At 62.7% G+C, this 11,097-nt stretch carries 13 protein-coding genes; 7 read left to right on the forward strand and 6 right to left on the reverse strand.

Annotated features, from left to right (window positions below; all coding sequences use genetic code 11):
* Positions 1–297 precede the first annotated feature (297 nt).
* The 3 genes from AC1DZU_RS21135 to AC1DZU_RS21145 all read left to right on the forward strand — a co-directional run bounded on the left by AC1DZU_RS21135 (position 298) and on the right by AC1DZU_RS21145 (position 2,913).
* Positions 298–1,677 (forward strand): aspartate aminotransferase family protein, encoded by a 1,380-nt coding sequence (locus AC1DZU_RS21135; protein ID WP_477287980.1) that lies wholly within the window; start codon positions 298–300, stop codon positions 1,675–1,677.
* A 135-nt stretch (positions 1,678–1,812) separates the two neighbouring features.
* A complete protein-coding gene (locus tag AC1DZU_RS21140) occupies positions 1,813–2,178 on the forward strand; it encodes a hypothetical protein (protein WP_477287982.1) in 366 nt (121 codons plus the stop codon).
* Positions 2,179–2,268: 90 nt separating this feature from the next.
* Positions 2,269–2,913: a cytochrome c oxidase assembly factor Coa1 family protein gene (locus tag AC1DZU_RS21145; protein ID WP_477287983.1), complete on the forward strand. Its 645-nt coding sequence runs from the start codon at positions 2,269–2,271 to the stop codon at positions 2,911–2,913.
* 281 nt (positions 2,914–3,194) lie between these two features.
* Here the strand turns inward: AC1DZU_RS21145 and mmsB are convergent, their stop codons facing one another.
* Positions 3,195–4,079: a 3-hydroxyisobutyrate dehydrogenase gene (gene mmsB, locus AC1DZU_RS21150; RefSeq protein ID WP_477287985.1), complete on the reverse strand. Its 885-nt coding sequence runs from the start codon at positions 4,077–4,079 to the stop codon at positions 3,195–3,197.
* Between the two features lie 26 nt (positions 4,080–4,105).
* Entirely contained in the window at positions 4,106–5,272 is a 1,167-nt protein-coding gene (locus AC1DZU_RS21155) for an isobutyryl-CoA dehydrogenase (RefSeq protein WP_477287987.1), read from the reverse strand.
* A gap of 144 nt (positions 5,273–5,416) precedes the next feature.
* Between AC1DZU_RS21155 and AC1DZU_RS21160 the strand changes: the two genes are divergently transcribed.
* Complete coding sequence (locus AC1DZU_RS21160) at positions 5,417–6,031, forward strand: dimethylsulfonioproprionate lyase family protein (protein ID WP_477287989.1); 615 nt, start codon at positions 5,417–5,419, stop codon at positions 6,029–6,031.
* Positions 6,031–7,506, forward strand: coding sequence for a cobyric acid synthase (locus AC1DZU_RS21165; protein ID WP_477287991.1), 1,476 nt, complete (start codon positions 6,031–6,033; stop codon positions 7,504–7,506). Before AC1DZU_RS21160 ends, AC1DZU_RS21165 begins: the two co-directional genes overlap by 1 nt.
* A 7-nt stretch (positions 7,507–7,513) precedes the next feature.
* Here AC1DZU_RS21165 and AC1DZU_RS21170 read toward each other — a convergent pair whose 3' ends face one another.
* From AC1DZU_RS21170 to AC1DZU_RS21185, 4 genes are all read right to left on the reverse strand, one after another.
* Entirely contained in the window at positions 7,514–7,933 is a 420-nt protein-coding gene (locus tag AC1DZU_RS21170) for a VOC family protein (protein WP_477287993.1), read from the reverse strand.
* 120 nt (positions 7,934–8,053) lie between these two features.
* A complete protein-coding gene (locus AC1DZU_RS21175; protein ID WP_477287995.1) occupies positions 8,054–8,881 on the reverse strand; it encodes a helix-turn-helix domain-containing protein in 828 nt (275 codons plus the stop codon).
* A 103-nt stretch (positions 8,882–8,984) separates the two neighbouring features.
* Positions 8,985–9,155, reverse strand: coding sequence for a hypothetical protein (locus AC1DZU_RS21180; protein WP_095088023.1), 171 nt, complete (start codon positions 9,153–9,155; stop codon positions 8,985–8,987).
* Positions 9,156–9,208: 53 nt separating this feature from the next.
* A complete protein-coding gene (locus tag AC1DZU_RS21185; protein WP_477287997.1) occupies positions 9,209–9,994 on the reverse strand; it encodes a TSUP family transporter in 786 nt (261 codons plus the stop codon).
* Positions 9,995–10,145: 151 nt separating this feature from the next.
* Here AC1DZU_RS21185 and AC1DZU_RS21190 point away from each other — a divergent pair, with 151 nt between their 5' ends.
* A complete protein-coding gene (locus AC1DZU_RS21190; protein WP_379096634.1) occupies positions 10,146–10,577 on the forward strand; it encodes a TerB family tellurite resistance protein in 432 nt (143 codons plus the stop codon).
* Between the two features lie 33 nt (positions 10,578–10,610).
* Positions 10,611–11,096, forward strand: a complete 486-nt coding sequence (locus tag AC1DZU_RS21195; RefSeq protein ID WP_477287999.1) for an NUDIX domain-containing protein — start codon at positions 10,611–10,613, stop codon at positions 11,094–11,096.
* Position 11,097: the final 1 nt, after the last annotated feature.

Here is an 11,097-nt window from a genome sequence, read left to right on the forward strand (position 1 = left end):
TGCTCGCCCTTCTGTCTTGATGCGATTCCCTAAGGGAAAGCGCTATGCGCTTTTCCCGGGAAAACCGCTTCACACTTTTCCCGGAATTGCTCTAAGGTGCCGTCCATGGCTCTCGTCAGGACATTGGCTCCCGTATTTGGGGCTCGCGCATTCCGTGTCGCGGTGACACCGTCACCGCGCACGCTGCGCGCCGAGCTTTTGCGGCTGTGCGCCCGCATCGGTTATTCACCACCTGCTTGCCTCTGACGCATTCGCTCCCGGCACGGCCGGATAGAATCCAGAGGAAAGATCAGATCAATGACCTATCAGAATTATTCGCTGAAGCAGCTTCAGCAGATCGACGCCGCGCACCATCTCCATCCGTTCACCGACCACAAGGAATTGCGCGAGGCCGGCTCACGCATCATCACCCATGCCAACGGGCCGTTCATCTACGATTCCGAGGGGACTGAGATCCTCGACGGCATGGCCGGGCTGTGGTGCGTCAACATCGGCTATGGCCGTGACGAACTGGCCGAGGCCGCCTATGCGCAGATGAAGGAGCTTCCCTACTACAACTCCTTCTTCAAATGCTCGACGCCGACGCCGGTGCTGTTGTCTAAGAAGCTGGCGGAAATCGCGCCGAAGCACGTCAACCAGGTGTTCTACGGGTCGTCCGGTTCGGAAGCCAACGACACGGCGCTTCGCCTTGTCCGCCACTACTGGGTGCTGGAAGGCAAGCCGGAGAAGAACCGCATCATCTCGCGCAAGATGGCATATCACGGCTCGACCGTCGCCGGCACCTCGCTCGGCGGCATGGATGCCATGCACAAGCAGCTCGGCGGCGCGGTGCCCAACATCGTCCATGTGATGATGCCTTATGCCTATGAATTGGCACTGCCGGGCGAGAGCGATCATGACTTCGGCCTGCGGGCGGCCAAGGCTGTCGAGGATGCGATCCTCGAAGCCGGTGCCGACAAGGTTGCGGCCTTCATCGGCGAGCCGGTGATGGGGGCAGGCGGCGTGAAGATACCGCCGGTCAGCTACTGGCCGGAAGTGCAGCGCATCTGCCGCAAATACGATGTCCTGCTGATGCTGGACGAGGTCATCACCGGCTATGGCCGCACCGGTGAATGGTTCGCATCACAAACGCTCGGCATCGAGCCGGACACCATCACCACGGCCAAGGCACTGACCTCGGGCTACCAGCCGCTGTCGGCATTGCTGGTCGGCGACCGCATCGCCGCGACACTGGTCGGGAAGGGCGGCGAGTTCAATCACGGCTATACTTATTCCGGTCATCCGGTGGCCTGTGCGGTGGCGCTGAAGAACCTCGAGATCATCGAGCGGGAAGGGCTGGTCGATCGCGTCAGGAACGATACCGGGCCGTATTTCGCCAGGGCGTTGCAGGAGCGTATTGCCGGGCATGATCTGGTCGGCGAGGTGCGCTCGATCGGGCTCATGGGCGCGATCGAAATCGTCAAGGACAAGGCTACCAAGGAGCGGTTCTTGCCGTCGGGAAGTGCGGCGGTGACCGTGCGCGACCACGCGATCGCGCATGGCATGATGCTGCGCGCCACCGGCGACACGATGATCCTGTCGCCGCCGCTGATCTGGACCCGTGACACGATCGACATGGCTTGCGAGCGCATCTCAAAGGCGCTGGACCTGGCGCAGGCGGATCTGCGCAAGCGGTAGGGATCGGTACCTCGACCGGGCGTTCTCGATGGGAATGCCCGGCTTCGAGAGACATTTCGTTGGGAACGAATTTCACCCTCAGCGCTTAGTGTGCGGGTCAGCAGCCGACGTGGCTGCGACAAGGGGACTGTTTCCATGAAAAAGACCGGCAAGAGCCGACGGCTGCAAGATGCAGCCAGCATCGGCGGTGACCTGATGCTGGCGCCGATGGTGGCGCTGATGCGAGTGCCGTTGATGGCGCTGGATGCCGGGAGCAGCAAGCCATGGGGCACGGAGACGGCGCGCGCGGTGAACGAGAAGACCGTAGCGATGGCCGAAGGGGCGTTTGCGGCGCAAATGTCCTTTCTGCAGTCGGCATCGCGGTTCTGGCCGGAAATCCTTGCCGGCCGCACGCCGTCGTTGTTCAACGGCGTCGCGGCGGAACGGTCGATCAGCGCCGCACTGAAGCCGGCAAGCCGTGCGGTGAAGGCGAATTTTCGCCGGCTTTCCAACAAGGCCTGACAAAGAAGGGCCGCTCGGGAAAAACCGATTCCCGTTTTTCGAGGTCATACGCTAGAACCCATCAAGCACATCTGCCGATGGGGGAACATCATGGCCGGACAGCCGCTCAACCAGCCCGCCGAAATTCCGGCCGAACTTGACCGCTGGAACTGGGGCGCCTTCTTCCTCAACTGGATCTGGGGTATCGGCAACAGCACCTTCATCGCGCTGCTGGCACTGATCCCTGTCGTCAACATCGTCATGATCATCGTACTGGGTGCGCGCGGCAGCCGCTGGGCCTGGCAGAACCGCGCCTGGCGCGACGCGGAACAGTTCCGCAAGACGCAACGCAACTGGGCGATCGCCGGCCTTGTCATCTGGGTGGCCAGCATCGGCGGCTGTACGGCGATGGTCGGCGGCATTCCTTACGTCCTGAAAGGCAGCGATGCCTATCATATGACCATGGACAAGCTTCGCGCCGACGACCGCGTCAAGGCCGCCCTCGGTGATGACCTGACCGAGAGTTTCTGGGTCGGTGGCCATCTCAATGTCAATGCGAATGGGGCGGGCGATGCCCAGTTCAGCATTCCGGTCCATGGTGCCAAGGGCAAGGGCACCGCCTTCTCGACCGCTGTCCGGGCAGCGGGCACGTGGAGCCTGCGCCTGCTGGTCGTCCGGGTCGAGGGAGCCGATGCACCGATCGTGCTGATCAATGAAGATCATGTCGCGGTCCCGAATGCGGCAATCGGTATATAAAACAGGCTGCGCTGATGAAACCGGCGGAAATGCAAAAACCGCGCTCCAATGGGAACGCGGCTTTGCCAGATACGCATGGCGTTTCGCTACGCAAACACTTGGCGAAACTTACGGGCTCCGGTACGCGAGACCTGATCCGGAGCGCCGGGCGGATGCGATATGTCCGCCTCGCATTCCGTTTTACAGAAACATCGTTACCGGGGGGTTATCGAGAGCTTAAGCAAACCTAAATTTGACCGGTTTCTCTCAAGATACGCAAAAAAACCAGTTATATTAGGAGCTTATGGATTGGCTCCGCGTAGAAAATTAATGATTCCGGAAAAATCGGCGCCTGCATGCCCTTGAGCGTTGAACAGCGCATAGAGCTGAGCCGCCTCAGCACCAAGCGGGGTCACAGCGCCGGACCCTTGTGCTGCCTCCTGCGCCAGCTTCAGGTCCTTCAGCATCAGAGCGGCGGCAAAGCCTGGCTTGTAGTCGCGGTTGGCGGGCGAGGTCGGCACAGGACCGGGAACCGGGCAGTAGGTGGTCAGCGACCAGCACTGGCCTGACGAGGTCGAGGCGACGTCGAACAGCGCCTCATGCGAGAGGCCGAGCTTTTCCGCCAGCACGAAGGCTTCGGCGACGCCGATCATCGAAATGCCAAGGATCATGTTGTTGCAGATCTTGGCGGCCTGTCCGGCGCCGTCGCCGCCGCAATGGACGATACGCCCGGCCATCGGCTTCAGGATCGGCTCGGCGGCGGCGAAGGCATTGTCGGAGCCACCGGCCATGAAGGTCAGCGTGCCGGCCGCCGCACCGCCGGTGCCGCCCGATACCGGTGCGTCGATGGACAGCAGGCCGTGCTTGGTGGCGACGGCATGCGCCTTGCGGGCCGATTCGACATCGATGGTCGAGGAATCGATGAACAACGCACCTTTTCTGGCCTTGGGCGCGATGTCCTCATAGACCGACAGCACATGCTTGCCGGCCGGCAGCATGGTGATCACCGCATCGGCGTCCTTCACGGCGGCGGGCGCATTGGCCATGATGACGACGCCGTGCTCGCGCGCGACCGTCAGATTCTCCGGCATCAGGTCAAAGCCATGCACGGCATGCCCGGCCTTGACCAGGTTGGCGGCCATTGGATTGCCCATGTTGCCGAGGCCGATGAAGGCGATCGTCGTCATTGTCTGTCTCCCGGGTTCTTCTGGCGTCAGCGGCCGATCAGGGCTCGCGCGATGATGACGCGCATGATCTCGTTGGTGCCTTCGAGGATCTGGTGGACGCGCAGGTCCCGCACCAGCTTCTCGATGCCGTAATCGTGCAGGTAGCCGTAGCCGCCGAGCAGCTGCAGCGCGTCGTTGGCGACATTGAAGCCGGTGTCGGTGACGAAGCGCTTGGCCATCGCCGACCATTTGCCGGCATTCGGCGCCTTGCGGTCGAGTTTCGAAGCGGCGGCATAGAGGAAGATGCGCGCCGCCTGCAGCTCGGTCTCCATGTCGGCCAGCCTGAACTGCAACGCCTGGAACTGGTTGATTTTGGAGCCGAAAGCCTTGCGCTCGGCGGCATAGGTGAGCGCTTTGTCGAGCGCCGATTGCGCGCCGCCAAGCGAGCAGGCGGCTATGTTCAGCCGGCCACCGTCGAGCCCGGCCATGGCGATGCCGAAGCCGGCGCCTTCGCCCGACAGCAGGTTCTCCGCCGGCACCGTGCAGTCTTCGAAAATGACCTGCCGGGTCGACTGCATATGCCAGCCCATCTTGTGTTCGTTGGCGCCGAAGGAAAGGCCGGGCGCGTCCTTGGGCACGACAATGGTGGAGATGCCTTTAGGCCCGTCGGCGCCGGTGCGCACCATGACGGCGTAGACATCACTGTCGCCGGCGCCCGAGATGAACTGCTTGGTGCCGTTGAGAACGTAATCACCGCCGCTCTTCACAGCGCGCGTCTTCAACGCCGCGGCATCCGATCCGGAGCCCGGTTCGGTCAGGCAGTAGCTCGCCAGCCATTCCATCGACGTGAGCATCGGCAGGAAGCGCTGGCGTTGCTCCTCATTGCCGAAACGGTCGATCATCGAGGCGACCATGTTGTGGATCGAGATGAAGGACGAAAAGGCCGGATCGGCTTGCGAGAGCGCCTCGAAGATCAGCACCGCGTCGAGCCGGCCGAGCGCGGAACCGCCGACGTCGTCCCTGACATAGATGCCGCCGAGGCCCAGCGGCCCGGTCTCGCGGATCACGTCGGCAGGGAAGTGTTTCCTGCGGTCCCAATCGAGTGCGTTCGGCGCGACGCGGTCGGCGGCGAAGGCCTGCGCCATCTCCTGGATGGCGCGCTGTTCCTCGTTGAGTTCGAACTGGCTGGTGCTCGCATCGACCGCGGCGTCCATGGCGTGCTCCCTATGTGCTGGCCAGCTAGCTCGCTGGCCTGTCGTTTTTGGCTTTGCGCGCGCACCAATCTAGACCAATGATGCCGCCGCGCAACCCGACCTCCTGCGGAGCGGCTGTGCACCAATGCATGTCCGGAGCGAGATGTGACGACAAAATTCGATGAACTGCTGGAACGGTTCCACGCCTATCTCGCTTCCGTGGACGACGCCCTGGTGCGCGAGGCCGTGGCGGGGATCGCCTGGGACATGCCAACCTGCACGCTGGAGCCGCACCCGCTTGGCTGCCTTCGCCATCTCGATCGCGCCTTGGAACTGGCGCCGCCCGATGCCAAGCCGCTGGTGCGATTGCTTGCGGAGCGTCGGAATGATCTCCGTTGGGGGCAGACCTATGGCGAGGCGGATTTCGGCAAGGCGTTCATCGACAATTATGGCTGGCTCGAAGTGTTCGGCACACGCGGCCATTTCGCCAATGACAAGGTCGCCGCCGGCCTGCTGATTCTTGGCCCGGATATCGTCTATCCGGACCATCATCATGTTGCCGAGGAGATCTATATCCCGCTGACCGGCGGCACCGAGTGGCGGATAGGTGAGAGCGGGTTTCGCCGGCGCGCGGCCGGCGAGGTCGTCCACCACGCTTCCAACGTCAACCACGCCATGCGCACCGGCATAGTGCCATTGCTGGCGCTCTACATCTGGCGCGGCGGGCCACTGGCTGCAAAATCCACGATCACCGGAACCGTGGCGCAGGGCAGGGGCTGATGGCCAAGGCGATCATGCTGCAAGGCACGGGTTCGGATGTCGGCAAGACGGTGCTGGTCGCCGGTCTTTGCCGGGCAGCAAAAAAGCGTGGGCTGAAGGTGCGGCCCTTCAAGCCGCAGAATATGTCGAACAACGCTGCCGTCGCCGACATTCCCGGCGACAACAAGGCCGGCGGCGGCGAGATCGGCCGCGCGCAATGGCTGCAGGCGATCGCCTGCGGTGTGGCGCCGTCGGTCCATATGAACCCGGTGCTGCTCAAGCCGCAGACCGATGTCGGTGCGCAGGTCATCGTGCAGGGCAAGGTGTTTGGCGAAGCACGGGCGCGCGACTATCAGGCGCTGAAGGGCCAACTGATGGACGCCGTGCTGGACTCCTGGAACAAGGTCGGCGAGGGCGCCGACCTGGTCATCGTGGAGGGCGCCGGTTCGCCGGCCGAGATCAACCTGCGCAACCGCGACATTGCCAATATGGGCTTTGCGACCCAGACCAACGTGCCGGTGGTGCTGGTCGGCGATATCGATCGCGGCGGCGTCATCGCCTCGGTGGCCGGCACGCATCTGATCCTGCCGGAAGAGGACCGGCGCATGATCGTCGGCTACCTCATCAACAAGTTTCGCGGCGACGTCTCGCTGTTCGACGATGGCATAAGGTCGATCGAGAAATTTACCGGCTGGCGCTGCTTTGGCGTCGTGCCGTGGCTGAAGGCGGCGGCACGCTTGCCTTCGGAGGATTCTGTGGTGCTGGAACGACTGCCGTCCGGCGAGAGGCGCGCGCTGAAGGTGGCGGTGCCGATGCTTGGCCGCATCGCCAATTTCGACGATCTCGATCCGCTCAAGGCCGAGCCGCAAGTCGAGGTGGTGTTTGTGCCGCCCGGGAAGCCGTTGCCGGCCGATGCCGGGCTGGTGGTCATTCCCGGCTCCAAGTCGACAATCGGCGATCTCCTGAAATTCCGCGAGAATGGCTGGGATCGCGACCTTCTTGCCCACCGCAAGCGGGGCGGTCACGTCGTCGGCATTTGTGGCGGCTTCCAGATGCTTGGCCGGACGGTGCGCGACCCTGGCGGCATCGAAGGCAGCGTCACCGGGGCCGAAGGGCTTGGCCTGCTCGACGTCGAGACGGTGATGGAACCGGAGAAGACGGTGCGCAATGTCAGCGCTCGCTCGGTCCAATTCGACCTGCCGCTCGAGGGCTATGAGATCCACCTTGGCCACACGACGGGTCCGGACACCATGCGACCGTCGGCGATCATCAATGGTGTCGAAGATGGCGCTGTCTCTCCCGATGGAAAGGTGATCGGCACCTATCTGCATGGCCTGTTCGGTGCCGACGGCTTTCGCGGGAAATTCCTTGAAAGCCTCGGCATCAAGGGTGGTGGCATCGATTATCGGGCCGAAGTGGAGCGGGCGCTGGACGAGGTCGCAGCCGAGTTGGAAGCCCATCTCGACTGCGACGCGATTTTCGCGCTGGCGCGCTAGACCTTGCCTATGCCTTTTCGCCAGCCTTCGGCCAGTAGGTGCCGAACGACCAGACATTGCCCTCCGGGTCGCGGCAGATGAACTCGCGGCTGCCATAGTCGCGGTTGGTCAATTCCTGGATGATCGTGGCACCGGCCTTCCTGGCTTTGGCATAGGCGGCATCGGCATCGTCGACGGCAATGTAGATCGACTTGCCGCCGCCTAAGCCGGGCTCGCCGACCATCTTGCCGTAGTCGTCGTCGCGCACCGTGCCCAGCATGATCATAGACGAGCCGAAAACCAGTTCGGCATGGTGCACGACATCGCCTTCGCCATAGCGGGCACGGACGCTGAAGCCGAAGGCTTCGCTGAGCCAGTCGATCATTTTTACAGCGTCCTTGTAGCGCAGGGCGGGGTAGAGGCGCGGCGCTTCCGTGGTGGTGGGCATGGGAACTCCTTCAGTTGGGTTGGTCGATGAACCTGGTTTGTGCATGCCCAAAACCGCTGCGCACTTTTGGGCGACATGCATCACTCTGGTCGAAGGCCGTTCCAGCGTCTTGAAGAAATGTTACCTGGCAAGTGCGGTCGGCGTCTCGCCGGCAAGGTCGCGGAATTCGCGGACCAGATGCGCCTGGTCGGCGTAGCCGCAATCGGCGGCGATATCCGCCCAGTCGACGGTCTGCTGCCTCGACAGGCCAAGCGCCCGGTTGAAGCGCACGATGCGCGACAGCGTCTTGGGGCCGATACCGATCGCATCGGAAAAGCCGCTGGCGAGATGCTTGCGGCTCCGGCCCAGCCTTTCGGCAAGCGCCGAAATGCGGGTCCGGCCACCAGAGGTGATGATGCGGTCATAGGCCCAGGCGATTTCGAGCGGCGTTTCGGCGGCATTCTCGAGACGGGCCGCGACGAAGGCTTCGGCGATGTCGAAACGCGCCGCCCAGTCCGGCGCGTTGCCAAGCCGTTCGCGCAGCGCCATGCCTTTGGCGCCAAGCACGTCGTCGAGCACGACCATGCTGTCGGTGAGCTCGCTCATCGGCTGGCGGAAAAACCGGCGTGCGCCGAGCGGCGTGAAGTTGACCTGGACGCAGCAGGCGCCACCGAAGGATTCAATCACCACCGGTCCGGCAAAAAGGCCGGCGGCGAAACTGGCGAAACGGTCATTGTCGCCCGGCGCCTTGCCGAGGCCGATGGCGAAGGGTTCGGCAAAGCTGATCACCAGCGGCACGATCAGCGATGCATATTCGACATTGTGGAAATGGCCAGGAGCCGTTTCGCGATAGCCGCAGATGTCGGTGACGATGCCTTCAAGTGCAGGACCGGGCAGGCGCCGGCGCATCTCGCACCGCCCGGCGACGGAGTGGTCCTGTTCCTTCCGGTGCTGCATCTCGACTGGCATCGGCCATCCTTCCGCCGAGGCAAATCTAGCAGACCATTGACAAGAATCAAAAGCGCCCGGCTTTTGGCCGGGCGCTCCAGGTCCCCACTTCAAGGGAAACTGGTCAGGCGCCGCGCATCAAGCAGCCGCCGGCAAGCACGATGAAGGCAATAAGAACAATCCACACCGATGCGAGTGGAATGAACGCAAGAACGCCAAGAGCGGCGAGAACGCCGATGATGGCGATAACAACTGCAATGATGAAAACAATCTGGGTGGGTGCGCTAAGATTCATGTCTGGCTCCTCGCAACATGATTCGAACAGCGGCATTCTATCAGGGCGCGTGATCACACACCAATCATGACGCGCAGCGGGTTCGTCGGGTCGGCCAAGAGCTTCACCGCCAGCGCAAGGCAGACGACCACCAGCAACGGCTTGATCAGTCTTGCGCCGATGCGCATGGCCAGGCTGGCGCCGACGCGGGCGCCGAGGAACTGGGCAACGCCCATCATCAAACCGATCTTCCAGTAGACGACGCCGACCGCGGCGAAGACGATGAAGCCGCCGATGTTGGAGGCGAAATTGAGCAGCTTGGTATGCGCCGTCGCCTTGAGCACGCCGAAACCGGCGAGTGCGACGAAGGCCAGCATGTAAAAGGAGCCGGCGCCGGGTCCAAACAGGCCGTCGTAGAAGCCAATTGCGGGCGCGACAGTCAACCCGAACAGGAACGGTGACAGCCGCTCGGCACGGTCGACATCACCCATGTTGGGTTTAATGGCGAAATAAAATGCGATGGCGATCAGCAGAAGCGGCAGCGAGGCGCGTAGAATATCGCCCGGCACAATCGTTGCCAGCAAGGCGCCGGCAGTGCCGCCGGCAAGCGCCAGCAAGGCTGACGGCAGCTGTCGTCGCAGGTCGACATGGCCATTCGCGGCGTAATGGATTGTGGCCGAGCCAGAGCCGAACATGCCTTGCAGTTTGTTGGTTCCAAGCGTTTCGATCGGTGAGAAACCGGCGAGAAGCAGTGCGGGAATGGTGATCAATCCGCCGCCGCCGGCGATCGAGTCGACAAAGCCCGCGGCAAAGCCGGCGAACGCCAGCATGGCGACGGTCTGGGTGGTGAGGTCGATCATCTGATGTATGGAAATGTCCGGTGGGCTGAGATATCGGGCGTTCGACCACGACGACCCTGTTTGCGCAAGGCCGATTCCGCGCTACCTCTATCCCAGCGCGTCGCGCTTGGGTGGAATCATGCGACGCATCTGAATCGGAAAGGGGCTCCTGATGGCATTCGCATTGCTGGACCAGATACGCTCGATCTTCGACGGCGACCCGGGCGTGCGCAAGGTGGCGGACGATCCGGTCTTGTCGGCGGAACTCTTGATGCTGTTCCGCATGATCCTGGCCGACGGGTCGGTCAGCGAAAGCGAGATGGTTGCCTTCCGGCGCATCTGCAAGGACGCTTTCGGCATTGCCGAAACCAGCATCGACAGCGTCATCGAATATCTCAACGAGTTCGGCTACGAGACCAACGGCTCGCAGGCCATTGCGCTGTTTCGCGATCTCGACATCGAACGGCGCAAGCAATTGGCCCGCCACATGGCCGAGATCGCCAAGGCGGATTCGCAACTGGCCGAGAGCGAGGTGCGGCTGCTCCGGCGCACGCTCGACCTGCTCGACATCAGTCCAGTCGACGTGGTCAAGCCGGAAGGCTGAGGTAACGGTTTCGTTAGCTGCGGGAGCGTTTGAATGGCCTTTGCCGACAGCTATCTGGGACAATTGCGAGCGCTAATCGGGAATCGTATGGTGCTGATGCCGGGCGCTCGCATCGTCATCGAGCGCGCCGACGGCAGCATCCTGTTGCAGAAACGAACAGATTTTGGCTTGTGGGGCCTGCCAGGCGGCAATGCCGAAGAAGGCGAGGGCCTGGAGACCGTGGTTATCCGCGAGGTACTCGAGGAAACCGGGTTGATCGTCAGCGATGTCGAGCCGTTCGGGTTTGGCTGTGACCCGCACTATGAAACCTTCCAGTTTCCGAATGGCGATCGAGCCCAGTTTTTCGCGCTGATGTTCTACACGCGCTCCTTTGAAGGCGAGCCGGCCGTCACCGATGACGAGAGCAGTGCCGTCGGCTGGTTTGCGCCCGACGACTTGCCCGAAATGCTGCCCAATATGGCGCGTAGCATCGCGGCCTATCTCCGGTTCAGGACCACCGGAAAATTCCAGATGATCTGAT

It is taken from the genome of Mesorhizobium sp. P2_A12, from assembly GCF_056405075.1.